At 64.2% G+C, this 23,280-nt stretch carries 16 protein-coding genes; 9 read left to right on the top strand and 7 right to left on the bottom strand.

The features are described 5' to 3' along the window. Nucleotides 1-144 precede the first annotated feature (144 nt). On the bottom strand, nucleotides 145-600 hold the full coding sequence (locus tag LR961_RS08170; protein WP_269670564.1) for a nucleoside deaminase: 456 nt from the start codon (nucleotides 598-600) through the stop codon (nucleotides 145-147). A 67-nt stretch (nucleotides 601-667) separates the two neighbouring features. Further along, nucleotides 668-1,807 carry an RNA polymerase-binding protein DksA gene (gene dksA, locus LR961_RS19320; RefSeq protein ID WP_232148065.1) on the bottom strand — a complete coding sequence of 380 codons (1,140 nt, stop codon included), beginning with the start codon at nucleotides 1,805-1,807 and terminating at the stop codon, nucleotides 668-670. 263 nt (nucleotides 1,808-2,070) lie between these two features. Between dksA and yidD the strand changes: the two genes are divergently transcribed. From yidD to LR961_RS08140, 5 genes are all read left to right on the top strand, one after another. Then, on the top strand, nucleotides 2,071-2,343 hold the full coding sequence (gene yidD, locus LR961_RS08160) for a membrane protein insertion efficiency factor YidD (protein ID WP_232148056.1): 273 nt from the start codon (nucleotides 2,071-2,073) through the stop codon (nucleotides 2,341-2,343). A 1-nt stretch (nucleotide 2,344) separates the two neighbouring features. Then, nucleotides 2,345-3,691: a dihydroorotase gene (locus LR961_RS08155; protein ID WP_232148055.1), complete on the top strand. Its 1,347-nt coding sequence runs from the start codon at nucleotides 2,345-2,347 to the stop codon at nucleotides 3,689-3,691. Further along, entirely contained in the window at nucleotides 3,691-4,542 is an 852-nt protein-coding gene (locus tag LR961_RS08150) for a M23 family metallopeptidase (RefSeq protein WP_232148053.1), read from the top strand. The genes LR961_RS08155 and LR961_RS08150 overlap by 1 nt, the downstream gene beginning before the upstream one ends. A 255-nt stretch (nucleotides 4,543-4,797) precedes the next feature. After that, nucleotides 4,798-5,301 (top strand): hypothetical protein, encoded by a 504-nt coding sequence (locus LR961_RS08145; RefSeq protein ID WP_232148051.1) that lies wholly within the window; start codon nucleotides 4,798-4,800, stop codon nucleotides 5,299-5,301. A 17-nt stretch (nucleotides 5,302-5,318) separates the two neighbouring features. After that, nucleotides 5,319-5,870 (top strand): DUF2939 domain-containing protein, encoded by a 552-nt coding sequence (locus LR961_RS08140; protein ID WP_232148049.1) that lies wholly within the window; start codon nucleotides 5,319-5,321, stop codon nucleotides 5,868-5,870. Between the two features lie 315 nt (nucleotides 5,871-6,185). Here LR961_RS08140 and LR961_RS08135 read toward each other — a convergent pair whose 3' ends face one another. The 4 genes from LR961_RS08135 to LR961_RS08120 all read right to left on the bottom strand — a co-directional run bounded on the left by LR961_RS08135 (nucleotide 6,186) and on the right by LR961_RS08120 (nucleotide 15,558). After that, a complete protein-coding gene (locus LR961_RS08135; protein WP_232148040.1) occupies nucleotides 6,186-7,577 on the bottom strand; it encodes an NAD(P)/FAD-dependent oxidoreductase in 1,392 nt (463 codons plus the stop codon). A gap of 625 nt (nucleotides 7,578-8,202) precedes the next feature. Further along, nucleotides 8,203-9,147 (bottom strand): 5'-nucleotidase, encoded by a 945-nt coding sequence (locus LR961_RS08130; protein WP_232148038.1) that lies wholly within the window; start codon nucleotides 9,145-9,147, stop codon nucleotides 8,203-8,205. Between the two features lie 162 nt (nucleotides 9,148-9,309). Continuing rightward, a complete protein-coding gene (locus tag LR961_RS08125) occupies nucleotides 9,310-10,074 on the bottom strand; it encodes an NAD kinase (RefSeq protein ID WP_232148036.1) in 765 nt (254 codons plus the stop codon). 501 nt (nucleotides 10,075-10,575) lie between these two features. Next, nucleotides 10,576-15,558 (bottom strand): NAD-glutamate dehydrogenase domain-containing protein, encoded by a 4,983-nt coding sequence (locus LR961_RS08120; RefSeq protein ID WP_232148034.1) that lies wholly within the window; start codon nucleotides 15,556-15,558, stop codon nucleotides 10,576-10,578. 287 nt (nucleotides 15,559-15,845) lie between these two features. On the opposite strand from LR961_RS08120, the gene LR961_RS08115 reads away from it, so the two are divergent. The 3 genes from LR961_RS08115 to LR961_RS08105 are packed head-to-tail and all read left to right on the top strand — an operon-like array spanning nucleotide 15,846 to nucleotide 20,822. Continuing rightward, on the top strand, nucleotides 15,846-16,433 hold the full coding sequence (locus LR961_RS08115) for a TetR/AcrR family transcriptional regulator C-terminal domain-containing protein (protein WP_332311021.1): 588 nt from the start codon (nucleotides 15,846-15,848) through the stop codon (nucleotides 16,431-16,433). A gap of 33 nt (nucleotides 16,434-16,466) precedes the next feature. Further along, complete coding sequence (locus LR961_RS08110; RefSeq protein WP_232148025.1) at nucleotides 16,467-17,645, top strand: efflux RND transporter periplasmic adaptor subunit; 1,179 nt, start codon at nucleotides 16,467-16,469, stop codon at nucleotides 17,643-17,645. Nucleotides 17,646-17,657: 12 nt separating this feature from the next. Next, nucleotides 17,658-20,822, top strand: a complete 3,165-nt coding sequence (locus tag LR961_RS08105) for an efflux RND transporter permease subunit (protein WP_232148023.1) — start codon at nucleotides 17,658-17,660, stop codon at nucleotides 20,820-20,822. A gap of 247 nt (nucleotides 20,823-21,069) precedes the next feature. Here LR961_RS08105 and LR961_RS08100 read toward each other — a convergent pair whose 3' ends face one another. After that, nucleotides 21,070-22,218 carry an acyl-CoA dehydrogenase family protein gene (locus LR961_RS08100; protein WP_232148021.1) on the bottom strand — a complete coding sequence of 383 codons (1,149 nt, stop codon included), beginning with the start codon at nucleotides 22,216-22,218 and terminating at the stop codon, nucleotides 21,070-21,072. 126 nt (nucleotides 22,219-22,344) lie between these two features. Here LR961_RS08100 and LR961_RS08095 point away from each other — a divergent pair, with 126 nt between their 5' ends. Then, nucleotides 22,345-23,274 (top strand): ArsR family transcriptional regulator, encoded by a 930-nt coding sequence (locus LR961_RS08095; protein WP_232148019.1) that lies wholly within the window; start codon nucleotides 22,345-22,347, stop codon nucleotides 23,272-23,274. Nucleotides 23,275-23,280 lie beyond the last annotated feature (6 nt).

The raw sequence follows: 23,280 nt of genomic DNA, 5'->3' as shown, positions 1-23,280 counted from the left end.
CACCTTCTCCCGTCCACGGGAGAAGGGAGGATTCGAGATCGCTTGGAACATCGCAGGGCAACCGGTCATTGAGCCGCTTCCGGCGCTTCCTTCTCCCGCCTGCGGGAGAAGGTGCCCGAAGGGCGGATGAGGGCCGCGCTCCTGTTACTGCCCTGCTTCCCACTCCGCGTACAGGCCCTGCTCACCGGCTGGTTTCAACTGCCGCAGGCCCGAAGCAGGCGCCGCTGGCCCCTGGGCCAGGCGCGCATACACCGCTCCGGTCGAAAGCCCGAATGGCTGCCCCTCGTCATTGGAGTAGGCGAGCCACGCCTGTTCGATGCCGCACAGGTACATCGCCGCCAGACACATCGGACACGGGTGGCCGCTGGCATAGATCTCGCAGCCGTCCAGGCGTGGGCTGGCAAGTACCGCGCTGGCCTGGCTGATGGCGCGCATTTCGGCATGGTCAGTCGGGTCGTGACTGGTGTGGATGCTGTTTGCAGCCTCGGCCAGCACTTCGCCGTCCTTGACCAGCACCGCGCCGAACGGACGGCCGCCGGCAGCGATGTTCGCCCGTGCCAGGGCCACTGCGCGGCGCATGAAAGTTTCCTGCCTTGACATCTTCGATCTCCAAAAAGGCAAAACCCCGCCTGGGCGGGGTTTTGCGTTGCTCGGCGAAGCAGGACGATCAGTCGCCCTGCTGCTTCTGCAGGTGTTCCCAACGCTCCTGGGCGTCAATGGTGCGCTCGGCGGTGAGACGAGCCTCCAGACGATCCAGGCCGATCTCTTCGCCGGTATCGACGCAGAAACCGTAATCGCCGGCTTCCAGACGCTTGAGCGTGCTGTCGATCTTGCCGATCAGCTTGCGGTAACGGTCACGGGTACGCAGCTCCAGCGAGTTCTCGGTCTCGCGGGTGGCGCGTTCGGCTTCGTCGCCGATGTCACGCACTTCGTCGCGCAGGTTCTCGATGGTCTGCTTCGACTCCTCGACCAGGTCCGTACGCCACTGCAACAGGCGCTGGCGGAAGTATTCCTGCTGCAGGGAGCTCATGTACTCCTCATCGGCCGTTGGCTTGTAGCCGGCCGGCAGGATCGGACGACCGGTAGCGTCGTCGGTCTTGTATTCGACCACCTTGTACTTGCTGCGCGGTGCCGGAGCGGCAGAACGCGCGGTGACGGCGACCGCTACCTTGCCGACCGGACGGACGGCAACAGGCGCTGCGGATTTTACGGGGGTTTTTACGTGGGATTTCGAAACAGGCACGGGATTCTTGGTTTGCGGGGTCTTGGCTGCCGGCGTCGGCTTGGCTTTCGGCACGGATGCCGGAGCTGGGGCCTTCTTGGCGACTTCGACCGGGACAGACTTGGCCGTCACCGGCTTGGCGGCCGGCTTCGGTACGGACTTGGCCACGGATTGGGTGGCAGGAGTCTTGGTGGCACTGGCTGCGGGCTTGACCGCTGCCTTCTTCACCACCGGCTTGACCACAGGCTTGGCAACCTTGGCTACTGCTGCGGTTTTCTTGGCGACCGGAGCGACAACCGGCTTGGCAGCCTTGCCGGCTGCAGCCTTCTTGGCTACCGGAGCCACCTTCTTTGCGGCGACCTTCTTGACCACGGCCGGCTTGGCCGCCTTCTTGGCAGGAGCCGCCTGCTTTGCCGGCGTCTTCTTGGCAACCGCCTTCTTGGCAGGAGCCTTCGTCGCTGCCGGTTTGGCAACCTTGGCGACCGGCTTCTTCGCAGCCGGCTTGGACGCCGCCTTCTTGACTACAGGTTTGGCGGTTTTCTTGGCGGCCTTGACGGCCTTCGTTGCAGGTTTTTTAGCAGCCACGAAACGCTCTTCCTTGTTTCCCCCGGGGCCCGGGAAAGCGGGCCTTTATAGCCTACCCGACCAGCAGCAGCAACCGCGTCGGGCACCGTCGCTGAACGGATGCCCGCCCCGTGCTGCAAGGGTCCGGTGGCGTCACCGGACCGTTTCGCGCAGTTCGGAACGTAACCAAGCACGACTCTGTGCCCGGCAGGTAGCGGGAAAACCCTGGCGGGGTGATCCGGCACCATCCCTGCATCGTGCGACAAATCCAATGACAATGCCAAGTGGCTTATCATTCAAGGGTGATCGGCCGCCTACTCATTGCCGTACTGCGCTTCTACAAGCGCTTCATCAGCCCCCTGCTCGGGCCGCGCTGTCGTTTTGTTCCCAGCTGTTCTGAATACGGGATGGAAGCCATCCGCGTACACGGTCCGTTGCGCGGCTGTTGGCTTACGCTGCTGCGCCTGGGCCGCTGCCAGCCCTTCCATCCCGGCGGCCTTGACCCGGTGCCCGAACGATCCGATTCCCCCTCTTGCCGCTGTACAGGAAAACACTGACATGTCCTCCACGCTCATCACCAATGCCCGCATGGTCAATGAAGGCCGCACCTTCGACGGCGACCTGCGCATCGAGAATGGCCGCATCGCCAAGATCGGCACCGGGCTGACGCCGCGCGAGGGCGAGGAGGTAGTGGATGCCGCCGGGCGCTGGTTGTTGCCGGGGATGATTGATGACCAGGTCCACTTCCGCGAGCCGGGCCTGACCCACAAGGGTGACATCGCCACCGAATCGGCCGCGGCCGTGGCCGGCGGGCTGACCAGCTTCATGGACATGCCCAACACCAACCCGCCGACGCTGGATTCGACCATCCTCGAAGCCAAGTACGAACTGGCCAAGGGCCGCGCCTGGGCCAACTACGGCTTCTACCACGGTGCCAGCAACGACAACCTTGAAGCCATCCGCGCGCTCGACCCGAAGAAGGCACCGGGCGTGAAGGTGTTCATGGGCGCCTCCACCGGCAACATGCTGGTGGACAACCCGGAAACCCTGGACGCGATCTTCCGCGAATGCCCGACCCCGATCATCACGCACTGCGAAGACACGCCGATGATCGACGCGAACATGAAGGCGTTCCAGGAGAAGTACGGCGACGCGCTGACCCCGGAGATGCACCCGGACATCCGCTCGCGCGAGGCCTGCAAGAAGTCCACGCTGCTGGCCTTGTCGCTGGCCCGCAAGCACGGCACCCGCCTGCACGTGCTGCACATTTCCACCGCCGATGAGCTGGTGCTGTTCGAGAAAGGCCCGCTGATCCGCGCCGATGGCAGCCGCAAGCAGATCACCGCTGAAACCTGCGTGCACTTCCTGCACTTCGCCCGCCCGGATTACGCCACCAAAGGCAACCTGATCAAGTGCAACCCGGCAATCAAGGACGTGGCCGACCGCGAGGCGATCACCGCCGCGCTCGCCAATGACGTGCTCGACGTACTGGCGACCGATCATGCCCCGCACACCTGGGAAGAGAAGCAGAAGCCCTACGCGCAGGCACCGTCCGGCCTGCCGCTGGTGCAGTACGCGCTGGTCGCCGCACTGGAGCGCGTGCACGAAGGCAAGCTGACCCGCGAGCAGGTGGTGCAGAAGTTCGCCCACGCCCCGGCGCAGCTGTTCGACGTGGAGGAGCGCGGCTTCCTGCGCGAGGGCTACTTCGCTGACCTGGTGCTGGTGGAAGACGTACCGTTCACGGTCAAGCGCGAGGACGTGCTGTCCAAGTGCGGCTGGTCACCGTTTGAAGGCACCACCTTCCGTTCGCGCATCGCCTCCACCTGGGTCAATGGCCAGTTGGTATGGGACGGCAGCAAGCTGGTGGGCGCACCGGCCGGCCAGCGCATGACCTACGACCGCTGATGCGTGCGGCATTGATGATGGGGGCGCTGCTGCTGGCTGCGCCCTTGCTCCCCGCTCCTTCCGCAGCTGCACAGGACGGCATCGGCGATCTGGTCGACAACCGCGTCGTGTTCCCGGCCAGCGCCTCGCAAGGCGCGATGGTGGTCGGCAAGGTTCCGGCCGGCAGCAGCGTGCGCTACGCCGGGCGCGACCTGCGCGTGAGCGGCTACGGCAGCGTGGTGTTCGGCATCGGCCGTGACGAGAAGGGGCCGTTGCAGGTCCAGGTACGGCGCCCGGACGGCAGCAGCGAAACCGCATCGATCGCGGTCACCCCGCGTGACTGGCCGACCGAGCGGGTCAACGGCGTGCCGCCGAAGACGGTCAACCCGCCACCGGCGATTGCCGAACGCATCGCCCGTGAGCAGGCCCAGGTCACCGAGTCGCGCAAACGCGACGACAACCGCACCGACTTCACCCAGACCTTCCTCTGGCCGGTGCAGGGCCGCATCAGCGGCCGCTTCGGCAATGCGCGCGTCTACAACGGCCAGCCTGGCAGCGGGCATTCGGGCATGGACATCGCTGTGCCCACCGGCACTCCGGTGAAGGCGCCGGCGGCCGGCATTGTCACCTTTGCCAATCCGGACCTGTACCTGACCGGCGGCACCCTGGTGCTGGACCATGGCTTCGGCGTCAGCTCCAACTTTCTGCACCTCTCGCGCATCGACGTGAAGGTTGGCGACCGCATCGAGCAGGGGCAGACCATCGCTGCCGTCGGCGCCACTGGCCGCGCCACTGGCCCGCACCTGCACTGGGGCATGAACTGGTTCGACACCCGGATCGATCCACTGCTGGTACTGGAGCGGGGCAAGTAACCCTGCGGCGCCGGTGCAGGCTGGGTTGTAATCCCAGCCTGCACTTCAGTGGCTTGCCTCAGGCGCGAAGCCGCATATCCATTCCACCCTGCCGATGGAAGCCCGTGACTGCGGCGGGCTCACTACACGTGTCGTTTTTCTGGCCTGCCCGCTGCGAAGTGCTTCACGCCCAAGGTCGCCCTTGCCAACCTGCCGACGACGGGCGTTGAATGCCGCAAAAACTTCACACGGCCGCACGGCGTTTGCGGCAACCTTGTGGCAACCACCGACGCAGAGGCCACCACCATGGCCACCATCCATCACCAGCTGTGGATCGACGCACCGCTGACCACCGTGTTTGACGGCCTTGCCAGTGCCGAGGGATTGGGCCGCTGGTGGATTCCGCATCAGCAGACACAGCACGACGGCGACACCATCCTCAGCCACAACCCCGGTCCGGAACATGGCCCGGTAGCGTTGAAGGTGCTGGAAGTGACGCCCGGCCATTGCGTTCGCTGGGAAGTGATCAGCCGGCACCCACCGCAAAGCCCCGCCTCGGCCTGGACCGGCACCGAAGTCCGCTTCGACCTGTCACGCCGCGCCAGCCCCGGCGACTGGCGCGGCTTGCCGCACGAAGGCGAGCCTATGACCGTACTGGAATTCCACCATTTGGGCTGGGACCCGCACAGCGAGTATTACGGCTTCTGCAGCCAGGCCTGGGCCGAAACCCTGGTCATGCTGCGACGCTGGGCCGAGGCGCAGACGCACCGCCACCGCTGACGAGAAGGAGCATGGTCATGAAGAAATGGATCGCCGCCGCCATCGTGCTGATGGTTCTTTCGATATGCGGCTACGTCCTGGCCGGGCCCTACCTGGCAATCCAGGGCATCAGCAGTGCCATCGAACAACGCGACAGCGCCGCGCTGACGCGCCATGTCGACTTCCCCACGCTGCGGGTCAACCTCAAGGCGCAACTCAATGACCATCTGGTCCGCAAGGCGGGCGCCGACATGCAGTCCAGCCTGCTCGGCGCAGTGATCCTGGGCGTCGCCAGCAACATCACTGACGTCAGCGTGGATACATTGGTCACACCGGTGGGTGTGGCCGCGATGTTGCAGGGCGACGGCCTGATCAAGCGCGCGGTCGGCGACACCGTCAACGGCGACACCTGGGGACCGCCCTCGCCGGCCAGGCCATTGGCCGACACATCGGGCCGGTACGATTCACTGTCCCGCTTCACCGCCACCAGCCAGCTGGATGACGGCCGCCAGGTGCATTTCGTACTCAGCAGGCACGGCCTGCGCTGGCAGCTGACCGACATCCAGCTGCCGCTGCAACAGGCGCCATAGCGCACGGCTAACGCTGCGGAGCGTCTTGAGGCACGAAGCCAGTGAGCGCTCCTGTGATGAGATTCCTGCAATTGCAATTGTTGCGGGCCGGGAGGCTTCATCAGCTTCGCGGCTCACACCGCTCCTACAAAAGTGCGGCATCTGCTTATCGTAGGAGCACCTTCAGGCGCGAAGCTGGCGTACACTCCGGCGACACGATTCCTGCAACTGCAGTTGCTGCGGGTTCGGATGCTTCACCAGCGTGGCGGCTGATGCCGCTCCTGCAAATGCGCGATTTCCGCTTATTGCAGGAGCACCATCAGCCACCTGCCGTGCTCAGGCAATACGCCGCATGTCGACTTCGACTTGAACGTCGTCATCGATATAGCTGTCGGCCAGAAATGCTTCCAGCGAATCATCCATCGCCTCCATCCACGGCGTGTGGTGCGGCGGCGCCATCGTTCCGGTCAGTACCGAGCGGTAGCTGCAGTTGCGATAGCCGAGGATGTCGTCCTTCTTGTCATGCTTCCATTGCTTGAACAGGTCGGCCACCGCTTCCACGTTGAAATCAGGATAGTCGGTGGCATCAAGCAGTTCACGCATATACGCGGTCTGGAAGTCGATGTCCTGCTCCACGGATTGCGTGGCTTCCTCGCGCACCACCCAAGCTTCGCTGTCAGCACGCATGCCGGCAACCTCGGGCAAGGCGATGCGGCCAAGGATCACATCGCGCGCATACCAAGCCTGCGCGTCGAACATGTTGAACGTGTAGTACTGGTCCTGCATTCCCAGGTACATCAGCTTCGGATTGTCGATCCAGAACACGCCCTTGTAGAGGTCACCGGGGTACAGGCGATTGCGGGTACGCAGGGTGAGGCTGTCGCACAGGAACGGAAAGTGATGCTGGTAGCCCGTGCACAACACGATTGCATCGACATCCTTGCTGCTGCCATCGACGAAGTGCGCCGTATTGCCTTCCACCCGCAGCAGCAGCGGCTTCTCGTCGAATGCAGCCGGCCAGTCGTAGCCCATCGGCGCACTGCGGAAGCTGAAGGTCACCGACTTGGCGCCATATTTGTGGCACTGCGTGCCGATGTCTTCGGCCGAATAGCTGCTACCCACCAACAACAGGTCCTTGCCGGTGAACTCGCAGGCATCGCGGAAGTCATGGGCATGCAGTACGCGCCCCGGGAAGCGCTCCAGTCCATCGAAGAACGGCGCATTCGGCGTGGAAAAATGGCCGGTGGCCACGATCACCCGATCGAATTCCTCGGTGACCAGCTCGTCCTTCTTCAGGTCACGCACGGTGACCGTGAACCGTCCGCTTTCTTCCGAGTAGTCCACCCACTGCACGGCCATGTTGAAGCGGATCTGATCGCGTACACCGCTCTTTTCGATGCGACCCATGATGTAGTCACGCAGCACGGCGCGTGGCGGATAGGAGGCGATCGGGCGACCGAAATGCTCTTCGAAACTGTAATCGGCAAACTCCAGCGCTTCCTTCGGGCCATTGGACCAGAGATAGCGGTACATGCTGCCGTGTACGGGTTCACCGTATGCATCCAGCCCGGTGCGCCATGTGTAGTTCCACATTCCACCGAGATCGGACTGCTTCTCGTAACAGACGATCTCCGGCACTTGTGCCCCGCCGCGACGGGCCGATTCAAATGCACGAAGTTGCGCCAGGCCACTGGGGCCGGCACCAAGAATGGCGATACGCATGGTCATACGGGTTGTTTCTCCTGTGTAGCTGCCATCGCGAATGAACACGACAGCACTGCGCAAGGGCGCGTGATGCACCGTGCAGGAGAGACAATGCGTCCAGTCCCGCGCGGCGCGCGAAACACCCGACAGCCGCCGCAGGGCAGCACAACAAGGGAAAGGCAGGCAACAACGCCACCGACCGGGGAACAGGCCCCGCCCCTTCATCATCGGGTGGGTGCTGTGCGGGAAAGAAGGATCTGCCGCGTTCGTGCAGATCAAGGGCGTGGCAGGATTGCCGCTGGGAGTGAATCAGCCCGCGAAAGCGGTTTCATCCTAACATGCGAACGCTGATCGACTGCAAGCCAGACGCTGCTTCATCTTGGAGGAGCGGCATAGGCCGCGAAACTGACCAGGCAGCAATGCCGGCGGAGACCTGCAATCAAATGCCCATCCAGCGCACATGTATTTGCAGCTTCGCGACCAAAGCCACGCTGCATCTTTCGATTGTCGCGTCGCTCCGCAGGAGCAGCTTCAACCGCGAAGCTGACCAAGCTGTAGCACAAGCGAAAACTGCGGCTACAGAAAATCCCGCAAAGCCGTCACACCCACAGCTTCGCGACTGAAGCCGCTCCTACAACTGCAGTTTGCTTCAGTCCGGGTTTGCCACGCCATGCGGCACATGGCCCGCGGCGACATGCTGGCGTGCACTGTCGATGTTGTGCTGCGAATCATCAAAGAAGATGTCCGCACCAAACGCTTCCAGGAAGGGCCCCTTGTGACGACCGCCAAGGAACAAGGCTTCATCCAGGCGCACCCCCCATTCACGCAGCGTACGAATCACCCGCTCGTGGGCCGGCGCAGAACGCGCGGTAACCAAAGCGGTACGAATCGGCGCGGCTTCGCCAGCCGGGAACGCGGCCTGCAACGCATGCAATGCCGAAAGGAAGTTGCGGAACGGCCCACCACTGAGCGGCTCATGTGCCCGCTCGCGCTCATGCCGGCCAAAAGCCTCCACGCCCTGTTCGCGCGAGATGCGCTCGCCTTCATCACCAAAGATCACCGCATCGCCGTCGAAGGCAATGCGCAGCTGCGACACCGGGCGACCGGTCACGGTAGCGGCGGCGTTGGCCGCCGACACATCGGCAGCGGTGTGCGGCAGGATGGTCGCCGCGGCGATGCCGTGCACCAGGGCGCGACGCACCGACTCCGGGTTTGCCGACAGGAACAGATCCGTGCCGAACGGTTTCACGTACGGCCAGGTCGGCTCGCCTGCGGTGAACGTGGCACGGACGATGTCTAGCCCGTAATGCTGGATCGAATTGAAGATGCGCAGGCCGGTATCCGCCGAATTACGCGACAGCAGAATCACTTCCACGCGCGGGGTATCGGCCGGCGCGCCTTCGTTGAGCGCGAGCAGCTTGCGCACCACCGGGAACGCCACACCTGGCTTCAGCACATCGTCTTCGTGCGCACGCTGGTAGGCCGCATAGGCCTCCAGCCCTTCGCGCTCGAACAACGCATGCCCCTCCTCGAGATCGAACAGGGCGCGCGAAGTAACCGCGACGGTCAAAAGCCTGGGGGAGTTGTCAGCCATTTTTCTCGGGAGCGTGGAATGGGGGTCGAAAGCGTTGGAGTTGGAACTGGACTGAGGATTCGGAGCCGGGGTTCGGTCGTCTGCGCAGATGCTTGAACTTCATCGCAGTCTCCGGGAGCCGAGGGCTCAGCCCTTCCCGTTCGGCCCCTCGATTCTCTGCGATCAGACCATGAACTGTTCGCTGAGGATGCGCTCTTCCAGGTTGTGCTCGGGGTCGAACAACAAGGTCACCTGGCGCTCGCGCGATTCGCGGATGGTCACTTCCACCACATCGCGTGTTTCGTGCGAATCAGCGGTGACACTGACTGGCCGCTTGTAGGGATCGAGCACGCGAAAGCGCACTTCGGTCTCGGCCTTCAGGATCGCGCCACGCCAGCGGCGCGGCCGGTACGGTGCCAACGGTGTCAGCGCGATGGTGTTGGAACCCAGCGGCAGGATCGGGCCGTGTGCGGAGTAGTTGTACGCGGTGCTGCCCGCCGGCGTGGAAACCAGCACGCCATCGCAGATCAATTCCTCGACGCGCTGCTGTCCATTGAGATCAATGCCGATATGCGCCGCCTGCCGCGTCTGCCGCAGCATCGACACATCGTTGTAGGCCAGCGAACCGGTGCTGGTGCCCGATTCGGTCAACGCGATCATCTCCAGCGGACGCAGGTGCGCCGGTTCGGCCAAGGCCAGGCGCTCGATCAGATCCTCGTCACGATGGTGGTTCATCAGGAAGCCCACCGTGCCCAGCTTCATGCCGAACACCGGCTTGCCCTTGTTGCCATGACGATGCAGCGTCTGCAGCATGAAACCGTCACCGCCCAGCGGGCAGATGACGTCAGCCTCTTCCGGGTCGTGATCACCGTAGCGGGCAGCAAGCGTCACGCGCGCCTGCTGCGCGGCGTCGACAGTACTGGCAAGGAATGCGATTCGGGGGGACACGGGCGTCTTCGAGTTCGGCTCAGGGGGCGAGGATAACCCGCCACTGCGAAAGCAACAGCATTGCCCTCACCCCAACCCCTCTCCCGCAAGTGGGAGAGGGGCTTAGGGCGGCACATGCAGGCCTGAACCCGAGAGCGACTTCGATCAGCACATGAAGGCTTGGACCCGAGAAGGGTTTGGAGCGGCACATCAGGCCTGAGCCTGAGAGGGGCTTCGAGCAGCACGTGCAAGCCTGAGCCTGAGAGACTTCGAGCAGCACATGCAGGCCTCAGTCTGCGAGAGGCTTCGAGCAATGCGCAGGCCAGAGCCCCTCTCCCGCCTGCGGGGTGAGACGGGCAGTGCTTGCGAACCACCGGTTCGCCGCCCATGAACGGCCTTGCGCTGGCGCAAGGACCGGGGCGCGGAGCGGGGGTTGGGGTGAGGGCAGCTTCGTCACACCAGAAACAAAAAAAGCCGGGCCTGCAGAACGCAGGCCCGGCTCCTCAAACTCAAACCGCTTGCTTAGACGCCGTGCGCAGCCAGCTGGCCAAGACGCTGCACCGCCACCGACACGGTCGGGTAGTCCAGAGTCTTCTGCTCGGCCAGCTCGGCCAGCATTGCCAGGGTGAAGCGCAGGCCGCTGTCGTCACGGCCCAGCCACGCGGCCACCTTGGCCTCGGCGGTGGCGCCCTTCATCGACAGCACCTGACCGGCCAGGTTGCGCTGGTGCGCGGCCAGCTCGTCGCGCAGCACGCCACGGGCCACCGCATGCCAACGACCGTTGACCTCCAGCGCGTCGATCTGCTCGAACAGCCACGGCATCTGCAGCGCCTCGCCCAGACGGAAGTGGACCTTGGACACATCCACCGGCTTGAGCTTGCGGGTGCGGGCCAGTTCGATGATGTCGAACGCCGGCTCCAGGAAGTGCAGCTCGGACAACTGCTGCGCCAGTGCCGCCGGCAGGCCCTTCTCCTTCCATGCCTTGACGCTGGCCTCGTAGGCCGGGCGCTGCGAATCCGGCAGCACGCCCGAAGCGACACGGATGTCGTTGAACGGACCTTCGTAACGCTCGACAGCAGCCGTGATGCCCGGCATCGCGCCCGGACGGTTCAACAGCCAGCGCACGAACGAACGCTGCAGCTTCCAGATCACTTCCAGCGCATCCACCTGCACCGCCTCCGGCAGGGTGCCGTCCAGTGCGTCGATCTGCGTCCACAGCGCGCGCGCATCCAGCGTTTCGCGGCTGATGGTGTAGGCCTTGGCGACCTCGGCCACGGTGCGGCCGGTGTCCTCCTGCATGCGCATCAGGAAGGTGGCGCCCATGCGGTTGATGGTCTGGTTGGTCACCGCCGTGGCGATGATCTCGCGCTTCAGGCGGTGACGGTCCATCGCATCGGCGTACTTCTTCTGCAGCGGCTGCGGGAAGTAACGCAGCAGCTCCTTGGACAGGTACGGGTCTTCCGGGATGTCCGATTCCAGCAGCTGCTGGAACGCGACGATCTTGGAGTACGACAGCAGCACCGCCAGCTCCGGACGGGTCAGGCCCAGACCACGCAGCTTGCGTGCCGACAGCTCCGCATCGGAGGGCAGGAACTCGATCTGGCGATCCAGCAGGCCCTGCTTTTCCAGCGTGCGGATGAAGTGCTGCTTGGAACCCAGACGGGTCGCACTCATGCGCTCCATCAGGCTCAGCGCCTGGTTCTGACGGTAGTTGTCCATCAGCACCAGACCGCCCACTTCCTCGGTCATCGAGGCAAGCAGCTTGTTGCGCTGCTCGACGGTGAGCTTCTTGGCGCGCACCACGTCGTTGAGCAGGATCTTGATGTTGACTTCGTGGTCGGAGGTGTCCACACCGGCCGAGTTGTCGATGAAGTCGGTGTTGAGCAGTACACCAACCTGCGCGGCCTCGATGCGGCCCAGCTGGGTCATGCCCAGGTTGCCGCCCTCGCCCACGATCTTGCAGCGCAGCTCGCCACCGTTGACGCGCAGCGCGTTGTTGGCGCGGTCGCCGACGTCAGCGTTGGTCTCGGTGGAGGACTTCACATACGTACCGATGCCGCCGTTCCACAGCAGGTCCACCGGTGCCTTCAGCGCGGCGTTGATCAGGTCGGTCGGGGTCATCGCCTTGATGCTGGCGTCGATGCCCAGGGCTTCACGCACTTCCGGGGTGATCTCGATCGACTTCAGCGAACGGGCATAGATACCGCCGCCCTTGCTGATCAGCTTGCTGTCGTAGTCCGCCCAGCTCGAACGCGGCACCTTGAACATGCGCGCGCGTTCCTTGAATGAGCTCGCTGCAACCGGGTTCGGGTCCAGGAAGATGTGGCGGTGGTCGAACGCGCAGACCAGACGAATGTGCTCGGACAGCAGCATGCCGTTGCCGAACACGTCGCCGGACATGTCGCCGACGCCAACCGCGGTGAAGTCCTGCTTCTGGCAGTCGCGGCCCAGCGCACGGAAGTGGCGCTTGACCGACTCCCACGCACCACGCGCGGTGATGCCCATGCCCTTGTGGTCGTAACCAACCGAGCCGCCCGAGGCGAACGCGTCATCCAGCCAGAAACCGTGCGCGCGGGCGATGCCGTTGGCGGTGTCGGAGAACGTCGCGGTGCCCTTGTCGGCAGCCACCACCAGGTACGGATCGTCCTGGTCATGGCGCACCACGCCCACCGGCGGCACGATCTTGTTGTTGACGATGTTGTCGGTGATGTCCAGCAGGCCGTTGATGAAGCGCTTGTAGCAGGCCACGCCCTCGGCGAACCACGCATCGCGATCCACCGCCGGGTCCGGCAGCTGCTTGGCGAAGAAGCCGCCCTTCGAGCCGACCGGCACGATCACGGTGTTCTTCACCATCTGTGCCTTGACCAGGCCCAGCACTTCGGTGCGGAAGTCTTCGCGACGGTCCGACCAGCGCAGGCCACCACGCGCCACCGGGCCGAAGCGCAGGTGGGTACCTTCCACGCGCGGGCCGCACACGAAGATTTCGCGGTACGGACGCGGCTTGGGCAGGTCCGGCACCTTGGCGGCGTCGAACTTGAAGCTGATGTAGTCGGCCGGGCCGCCATCGGCGCGCAGGCCGTCCTTGCGCTGCATGTAGTAGCTGGTACGCAGGGTGGCTTCAATCACGCCGATGAAGCTGCGCAGGATGCGGTCTTCGTCCAGGCTGGAAACGCGGTCCAACAGCTTGACCAGCGCCTCGTGGACCACCGCCATGCGGGCGTCACGCGCGCTCTTGCGCGCCTTGACCACAGCGTCGAGCACCTTGAGGGTGGCCGCGTCGTCGCCAACCAGCTGCTTGAACTGCGCCAGCTGCGCATCCAGCACCGCCTTGTCGGCCGACGGGGTCGGCTCGAAACGGGCTTCGAACAGCTCGACGATCAGGCGGGCCAGCAGCGGATAACGGTTGAAGGTGCCTTCCACATAGGCCTGCGAGAACGGCACGCCGATCTGCAGCAGGTACTTGCAGTAGCCACGCAGCATCGACACCTGGCGCCAGTCCAGGCCGGCGCCAAGCACCAGACGGTTGAAACCGTCGTTCTCGGCATCGCCGTGCCAGATGTGGGCAAACGCTTCGCTGAAACCGGCGTTGGCGCTGGCCGGGTCGATCGCACCAATGGCGGATTCAACCTCGAAGTCCTGCACATAGACCGGTGCGTCATCGACCATCAGGCGGTACGGGCGCTCGGCGACCACACGCAAGCCCATGTTCTCCATCATCGGCAGCACATCCGACAGCGGAATGTCGTCGAGCTGGCGGTACAGCTTCAGGCGCAGGCCATCGACACCGTCACGGTGGGTGGTCTGCAGGCTCAGGCGCAGGTCGTCCGGGCCGGTCAGCGCATCCAGCTGGGCCACGTCGGCGGCAGCGATCTCGGCGCTGGAATCTTCGATGTAACCGGCCGGCAGTGCCTTGCCGATACGCGAGGCAATACGCAGGCCTTCGGTTTCACCGTGGCTGGCCACCAACGCTTCGCGCAGGTCGTCCTGCCAGTTGCGCAGCACATGGGCCAGGCGCTTCTCCAGGCCTTCGATGTCCAGCTCCAGGCTCTGCCCGGCCTTCGGGCGCACGATCAGGTGCACCTGGGCCAGCGGCGAGTCGCCCAGCACCACGCTGGAGTCGACGTATTCGCCCTGCAGCGCATCCTTGAGCATGGCTTCCACGCGCAGGCGCACATCGGTGTTGAACCGTTCGCGCGGCAGGAACACCAGCGCGGAAATGAAGCGGCTGAACTTGTCGCGGCGCAGGAACAGACGGCTGCGCACGCGCTCCTGCAGGCCCAGCACGCCCATGGCGGTACGGAACAGCTCGTCCTCGCTGGACTGGAACAGCTCCTCGCGCGGCAGCGACTCCAGGATGTGGCGCAGTGCCTTGCCGCTGTGGCTGGACAGGCTCAGGCCCGAACGCTGCATCACGTTCTCATAGCGCTGGCGCACCAGCGGGATTTCCCACGGGCGGCGGTTGTAGGCGCTGGAGGTGAACAGGCCCAGGAAGCGCTGCTCGCCGATGATCTTGCCCTTGGCGTCGAACTCCAGCACGCCGATGTAATCCATGTACCCACCGCGGTGGATACGCGAACGGGCATTGGTCTTGGTCAGGATCAGCGCGTCATGCAGGCTGCTGGTGGCATTCAGGCCTTCCGCGGCCAGGCCCTTGACCGGGCGCGCGACCATGGTGTCCTTGCCACGCATCAGGCCCAGGCCGGTGCCGTTCTGGGCGACCAGCACTTCTTCCTTGCCCTTCTTCTCCACCTTGTATTCGCGGTAGCCGAAGAAAGTGAAGTGGTTATCAGCGGCCCAGCGCAGGAACTCCTGCGCCTCGGCGCGCGAGGCCTTGCTGACCGGCAACACCCGCTTGCCCAGGTCTTCGGCCAGCGCCAATGCCTTGTCGGTCATCGGCTGCCAGTCCTTGACGATGGCGCGCACGTCTTCCAGTGCGTCGGCAACGCGCTTGGACACTGCGTCCAGATCAGCGGCCGGCTGGCGATCGATTTCCAGCAGCATCACCGATTCCAGCGTGCCCTCGCCGACACCGGACAGCTTGCCGGCCTTGTCACGGGCAATGGCGATCACCGGGTGACCCAGCACGTGCACGCCAATGCCCTGCTCGGCCAACGCCAGCGTCACCGTGTCCACCAGGAACGGCATGTCGTCATTGACGATCTGCAGCACCGTGTGGACGGACTCCCAGCCATCGGCCTTCAGGGTCGGATTGAATACGCGCACGTTGGCCTTGCCGGCCTTGCGGGTACGTGCGAACTCGAGCATCCCGGCAGCCAGCACCGCCCAATCATCGGCCGAGTGCAGCTTGAACTCGTCGCCTTCCATGCGCTTGTAGAACGCCGAGGCAAATGCAACCGCCTGCGCCTGTGCGGCGGCAGCGGGGTAACGCTTGCGCAGGGCAGCGTAAACCGGCTCGAGCGACAGCCCGGTCTCGGCAGAAACGTGCTTGGCGGCCGGCTTGGACTTCGGCTTTACGGACTTGGCAGCAGACTTTTGCGATTTCATGACGGAGCGTCGGTGGGGCTCGTTGAGGAGTCGGCGATTGTATCCCCGGCAACAAAAATAGCTTTGCTGCATGGCCACATTCAACGCATCAAAAAATCCAATGACATGCACGAAACCCCTGTTTTCAAGCACTTTCAGAGTTGAACGAAAGCACACCGGAAAGTTCTCAATCGTGCCGGGCCGGGGCGTTTTTCCGCTGCTGTACTAATTTTGAACTGGACGGTATAGTCCATTTCTTGGACAGGACGACTCCCACCTCCCCGCGCGGCAAGGCACGTGATCAGCGCGTGTTCGATGCCGTGGGCGAACTGCTGGCCGTCCATGGCATGCACCTGAGCATGGATGCCGTAGCCGCGCACGTAGGTTGCTCCAAGCAGACCCTGTACAGCCGCTACGGTTGCAAGAACGATCTGTTGCGGCTGGTGATGCAACAACACGTCGCCACCACCACCGCCCAGTTGACCAAGGGCGACAGCCGCCCACTGCGGCAGATCCTGCTTGAGTTCGCCATCCAGTACCTGGAACACCGCAACCAGCCGCGCATACGCCAGACCGCGCAGTTGTTCGCCGCCGGTGCAAATCAGTTTCACGAAGAGGCGCGTACCCTTTACAACCTCAGCGGCGAAGCCGTCCGTAGTCAGATAGCTGAATGGTTACAAACCGAGATGGCCCGGGGTCGCCTGATCCATGACGACCCGCATTTCATGGCCGAACTGTTAATCAGCATGCTTGCCGGCCAGGACTTTGAACGCCAACGCTTTCATGTTCCCCATCGCGACACGCCCGAAAAGCGCCGCCGATGGGCCGAATTCGCCATCGATGCCTTTCTGCGCGCCTTCCCGGTACCGCCGAGCGGCATTCCTGGTCTCCGTTAAACAAACAAGTCCAAACCTCCGGAGTTTTCCCCGATGACCGCCCCGCTCCGTCTCCTCGCTCTTGCCTGCGTAGCGACACTTTCACTGGCCGGCTGTAAGAAGGCCCAGGAACAGACCGCTCCGCCTCCGCCGGAAGTTGGCGTGGTCGATGCCAAGCCGCAGACGCTGCCGCTGCAGCGCGAGCTGGTCGGCCGCCTGTCCCCCTTCCGCTCGGCCGATGTCCGCGCCCGCGTCGCCGGCGTAGTGCAGAAGCGCGTCTATACCGAGGGCAGCAACGTCAAGGAAGGCCAGGAGTTGTTCCTGATCGACCCGGCGCCGCTGCGCGCCTCGTTGGCCTCGGCCGAGGCCGCCCTGGCATCGGCCCGCGCCAGCTACACCAACGCCCGCGCCACTGCCAACCGCGCCCGTTCGCTGGCCCCGCAGAGCTACGTTTCCAAGTCTGACCTGGACAACGCCGAGGCCAGCGAGCGTTCCGCCGCCGCCGCCGTGCAGCAGGCCGAAGCAGCAGTGACCACCGCACGCATCAACCTGGGCTATGCCCGCGTCACCTCGCCGATCACCGGCCTGGCCGGCAAGGCCCAGGTCACCGAGGGCGCGCTGGTCGGCCAGGGTGACGCCACCCTGCTGACCACGGTCGACCAGATCGACCCCCTGTACGTGAACTTCTCCATGACCGCCGACGAACTGAGCTCGCTGCGCGCGGCCCAGGACAAGGGCGCGGTGGCACTGGCCGGTGAAAGCAAGACCACCGTGCAGGTCAACCTGCCCGACGGCACCCCGTATGCCCACGAAGGCACGCTGGACTTCTCCGCTCCCACGGTCGACCCGGCTACCGGCGCGGTGTCGCTGCGCGCGCAGTTGCCCAACCCCGACCACACCCTGCTGCCGGGTTCGTTCGTCAGCTTCAAGGCCAACCTGGGCCAGCGCAACAACGCCTTCCTGCTGCCGCAGCAGGCCATACAGCGCGATACCCAGGGCGGTTACGTGATGGTGGTCGGCAAGGACACCAAGGTGGTCCGCAAGAACGTGGTGCTGGACAGCCAGCAAGGTGGCAACTGGCTGGTGTCTTCCGGCCTGGACGCTGGCGACCAGGTGATCGTGTCGGGCGTGCAGAAGGTCAAGGAAGGCGCCCCCGCCAAGCCGATGCCGTGGCAGCCCAAGGCCGCCGCCCAGCCCGGTGCTGCCGCACCGGCGCCGGAAAAGAAGCAATAACGGGACGCAGCCATGCCTAAATTTTTCATCGACCATCCGGTCTTCGCCTGGGTGGTGGCCATCCTGATCTCGCTGGGTGGCGTGATCTCGATCCTCAACCTGGGCGTGGAGTCCTACCCCAGCGTGGCCCCACCCCAGGTGACGGTCACCGCCACCTACCCGGGCGCCAGCGCCTCCACCACCGAAAAATCGGTCACCCAGGTGATCGAGCAGCAGCTGACCGGCATCGACAACCTGATGTACTTCAGCTCGTCGTCCGCCTCCAACGGCCGCGCCACCATCACCCTCACCTTCGATAGCGGCACCGATGCCGATATCGCCCAGGTGCAGGTACAGAACAAGGTGTCGCTGGCGACACCGCGCCTGCCCTCGGAAGTAACCAAGCAGGGCGTAGTCGTGGCCAAGGCCAACGCCGGCTTCCTGATGGCCATCGGCGTGCGTTCGGATGACGGCACCGTCGACCGTGATGCGCTGAACGACATCGTCGGCGCCCGCGTGCTGGAGCAGATCTCACGCGTCCCCGGCGTCGGCAGCACCCAGCAGTTCGGTTCCGAATACGCCATGCGTGTGTGGTTGAACCCGGAAAAGCTGCAGGGCTTCCACCTCTCGGCCACCGACGTTTACAACGCCATCGGCACCCAGAACCTGCAGTTCGCAGCCGGCTCGGTGGGCGGCGATCCGGCCCCGGATGGCCAGGGCTTCACCGCCACTGTTGCAGCCGAAGGCCGTTACAGCTCGCCGGAAGAGTTCGAGAACACCATCCTGCGGGCCAATGCCGACGGCAGCGTGGTCAAGCTCAAGGACGTGGCCCGCGTTGAATTCGGCGCCACCAACTATGGCTTCGACACCAAGTACAACGGCAAGCCGGTGGCGGTGTTTGCCATCCAGCTGCTGCCCGGCGCCAACGCCCTGGACGTGTCCGAGGCCGTGCGCGCCAAGATGGACGAGCTGGCCCCCAGCTTCCCGCAGGGCGTGAGCTGGTTCACCCCGTATGACAGCACCACCTTCGTCACCATCTCGATCAAGGAAGTGATCCACACGCTGATCGAGGCGATCGTGCTGGTGTTCCTGGTGATGTTGATCTTCCTGCAGAACTTCCGCGCGACGATCATCCCCACCCTGGTCATCCCGGTGGCGTTGCTCGGCACCTTCATGGGCATGCTGGCGATCGGCTTCACCATCAACCAACTGACCCTGTTCGCGATGGTGCTGGCAATCGGCATCGTGGTCGATGACGCCATCGTCGTCATCGAGAACGTCGAACGCATCATGAGCGAGGAGAAGCTCGACCCCAAGCCAGCCACGCAGAAGGCCATGGGCCAGATCACCGGCGCGGTGGTTGCCATTACCGTGGTGCTGGCGGCGGTGTTCATCCCCAGCGCGCTGCAACCGGGCGCGTCGGGTGAGATCTACAAGCAGTTCGCGCTCACCATCGCCATGTCGATGGCGTTCTCAGCGCTGCTGGCACTGACCTTCACCCCGGCGCTGTGCGCGGCCTTCCTCAAGCCGACCCACAACGACAACCCGAACTGGGTGTACCGCACCTTCAACAAGTACTACGGCAAGCTGGAGAAGAGCTACGTCGGCACCGTTGGCAACGTCATCAAGCACAGCCCGCGCTGGTTGATGGTGTTCGCCCTGCTGGTGGTGTTGTGCGGTTTCCTGTTCACCCGCCTGCCGGGCAGCTTCCTGCCCGAGGAAGACCAGGGCTACGCACTGGCCATCGTGCAGTTGCCGCCGGGTGCCACCAAGACCCGCACCAGCGCCGTGTTCGACCAGTTGCTGGGTACGCTGGAGAACGAAGAAGCCTTTGAAGGCCTGATGCAGATCACCGGCTTCAGCTTCATCGGTTCGGGCGAGAACGTCGGCATGGCCTTCGTCCGCCTCAAGGACTGGGACGAGCGCAAGGAGACCGCGCCTGAGTTCATCCAGAAAATGAACCAGAAGGCCTACGGCATCAAGGACGCGCAGATCTTCTTCGTCAACCTGCCGACCGTGCAGGGCCTGGGCCAGTTCGGCGGTTTCGACATGTGGCTGCAGGACCGTGCAGGCGCCGGCCAGGACGCCCTGATGGACGCACGCAACACGCTGCTGGGTGCCGCCTCGCAGGACAAGTCGCTGACCGCGGTGCGCCCCAACACGCTGGAGAACTCACCGCAGCTGCAGTTGCACGTTGACCGCGTGCAGGCGCAGACGATGGGCGTGTCGGTCAATGATGTCTATACCGCCATCCAGATGATGCTGGCGCCGGTGTACGTCAACGACTTCTTCTACGGCGGCCGCATCAAGCGCGTGAACATGCAGGCCGACGCAGCCTACCGCACCGGCCCGGAATCGCTGCGCAGCTACTACGTGCCCAGCGCGTTGAGCAAGGATGCCGACGGTCAGTCGGCGATGATCCCGCTCAGCACCGTGGTCAAGTCCGAGTGGATCTACGCACCGCCCGCACTGAACCGCTACAACGGCTACTCGGCGGTCAACATCGTCGGTTCGCCGGCGCCGGGCAGCAGCTCGGGCCTGGCGATGTCGACGATGGAGCGACTGGTGCATGACGACCTTCCGGTCGGCTTCGGCTATGACTGGAGCGGCATGTCCTATCAGGAAATCCTCGCCGGCAACGCAGCCACCTTGCTGATGGTGCTGTCGATCGTGGTGGTGTTCCTGTGTCTGGCCGCTCTGTATGAAAGCTGGTCGATCCCGGTCGCGGTGCTGCTGGTGGTGCCGATCGGCATCCTCGGCGCGGTGGTGTTCTCGCTGATGCGTGGCCTGCCGAACGATCTGTACTTCAAGATCGGCATGGTGACGGTGATTGGTCTGGCGGCGAAGAACGCGATCCTGATCGTGGAGTTTGCCGTGGAGCAGCGTGCGCTGGGCAAGACCCTGCGTGATGCCACCATCGAAGCGGCGCATCTGCGTTTCCGTCCGATCCTGATGACCTCCTTCGCCTTCATCCTCGGCGTGCTGCCGATGGCGATCTCCACCGGTGCCGGCGCCAATGCCCGCCACTCGCTGGGCACCGGCGTGATCGGTGGCATGTTGTTCGCCACGATCATCGGCGTGCTGCTGATCCCTCTGTTCTTCGTCTGCGTCCGCCGCGTGCTGGGCGACAAGCTGGATGAGCCGTCGAAGGAGTATCTGGCACAGCATCAGGTGCGTTCCGCGCAACAGGATCGCTGATCCTGTTGCCAGGCTGATTGGCCTGCTGCCAGAAGGACAAAAAGCCCCGGCAATGCCGGGGCTTTTTTTGCCTGGACTTTGGCTCTGGCCGACCTTGGCCCTCGCGCCGTCATTCCCGCGCAGGCGGGAACGACGACTTTCGACATCCCGAGTGAGGCCACTGAACCTTCCGTCCCGCCACCCATGAAAAATCCGATGCCAGTTACCCGGCATCGGATTCTCAGGGACTGCGTTGGCGTGACCTAACTCAGCGCAATCCGGTCTCGTTACGCGCAATCACCATGCGCTGGATTTCCGAGGTGCCTTCATAGATCTCGGTGATCTTGGCATCACGGAAGTAACGCTCCAGCGGCATTTCCTTCGAGTAACCCATGCCGCCATGAATCTGCACGGCCTGGTGGGCAATCCACATCGCCGCTTCCGACGCGGTCAGTTTGGCGACCGCCGCCTCGGTGGAGAACTTTTTGCCCTGCGACTTCAGCCATGCCGCGCGCAAGGTCAGCAGCATCGCCGCGTCCAACTTGCACTTCATGTCGGCGATCTTGGCCTGGATCATCTGGAACGTGCCGATCGGCGCACCGAAGGACTTGCGGTCCTTCACATAAGCCAGCGACGCTTCATACGCGGCGCGGGCAATGCCCACCGCCTGCGAGGCAATGCCGATGCGGCCGGAGTCCAGCAGGCTCATCGCGATCTTGAAGCCCTCGCCTTCCTTGCCGATCACGTCTTCGGCGCTGGCCACGTAATCCTGGAACTCGATCTCGCAGGTGGCCGAGGCGCGCACGCCCAGCTTGGGCTCGGTCTTGCCGCGGCCAAAGCCCGGCTTGTTGGCGTCGATCATGAACGCTGTGATGCCACGCGCGCCCTTCTCCGGGTCGGTCATCGCGAACAGCACGATGTAGCGCGCCACCGGACCGGAGGTGATCCAGCTCTTCTGCCCGTTGATCACGAACGAACCATCGGCCTGCTTCACCGCGCGGCAGCGCATTGCAGTGGCGTCGGAGCCGGACTGGGATTCGGTCAGCGCGAACGCGCCGATCTCGCGACCCTCGGCAATGGCGCGCACATAGGTCTGCTTCTGCTCTTCCGTGCCGTAGCTCAGCAGCGCGTTGCAGAACAGCGAATTGTTGACCGACATGATGGTCGCATGCGCGGCATCGGCAGCGGAAACCTCGATGATGGCCAGCACGCTGGAGACCGGATCCATGCCCGAGCCGCCGTATTCCACCGGCACCTCGATGCCCATCAGGCCGTTTTCGCCCAGCAGGCGGATGTTCTCCAGCGGGTACTCACCGGTGGCGTCGAAATGCTCGGCGCTCGGGGCGATCTTCTCTTTGGCGATACGCGCAGCAACGTCCTGCAACATCAGCTGCTCGTCGGAAAAACTGAAATCCACAACACCCCTCCCAGGGTTCATCAAGTTGCGATTGTAACCATCGCAGCCCGATTCAGCCTATGCCTCGCCTTGACCCGGCGTGGCGGCACGGGGACAATATCTCTATATCGCGATAGGTAGATATTTATGGATCTGGAAGACTGGTCAACCCGTCTGAAAGTGTTCGCTGATGCAACGCGGGTTCGCCTGCTGACGCTGTTGGAACAGGAAGAACTGACCGTGGCCGAACTGTCGGCCATCACCACGCTGGCCCAGCCGCGCGTGTCCACCCATCTGGCCCGCCTGAAGGAAGCCGGATTGGTGCGTGACCGCCGCGCCGGCGTTTCCGCGTATTACCGCTTCGACGAAGCGTCACTGGACCCGGCACAGCGCGCATTGTGGCATGCGCTGAGCAGTGGCAGCGATGATCCGCTGCTGCGCCAGGATGCTGAACGCGTGCCTGCGGTTCTGGCCATGCGCGCCGCCGACCAGAACTGGGCCGACAGCGTTGCCGGTGACATGGAACGCCATTACTCACCCGGCCGCACCTGGGAGGCAATGGCGCGCAGCGCGCTGCCGCTGCTGGAAACCGGTGACGTGCTGGACATCGCCTCTGGCGACGGCGTGCTGGCCGAACTGCTGGCCCCGCATGCCCAGCGCTATGTCTGCATCGACACCAGTGCCCGCGTCGTGGCCGCCGCCAGCGAGCGTCTGCGCAAGCTGCCCAACGTCGAAGTGCTGGAAGGCGACATGCACAAGCTGCCGTTCGCCGACGGCAGCTTTGACCTGGTCGTGCTGATGCATGCCCTCACCTACTCCAGCCACCCGGCCAAGGCCGTTGCCGAATGCGCGCGCGTGCTGCGCCCGGGCGGCCGGCTGATGCTGTGCAGCCTGGCCCGCCACGAACACAAGGTCGCGGTCGAAGCCTACGGCCACGTCAACCTCGGCTTCAGCGGCAAGGAACTGCGCAAGTTCGTCGAGAAGGCCGGGCTGGAAGTCTCCAGCCTGGAAACCGTGACCCGCGAGAAGCGCCCGCCGCATTTCGAAGTGATCTCGCTGATCGCCCACCGCCCCTGAAACATC

The organism is Stenotrophomonas sp. SY1 (genome assembly GCF_021202945.1).
Lineage (GTDB): Bacteria > Pseudomonadota > Gammaproteobacteria > Xanthomonadales > Xanthomonadaceae > Stenotrophomonas.
The sequence above is the reverse complement of the archived record's forward strand: the minus strand, read 5'-3'. Positions and strand labels throughout refer to the sequence as shown.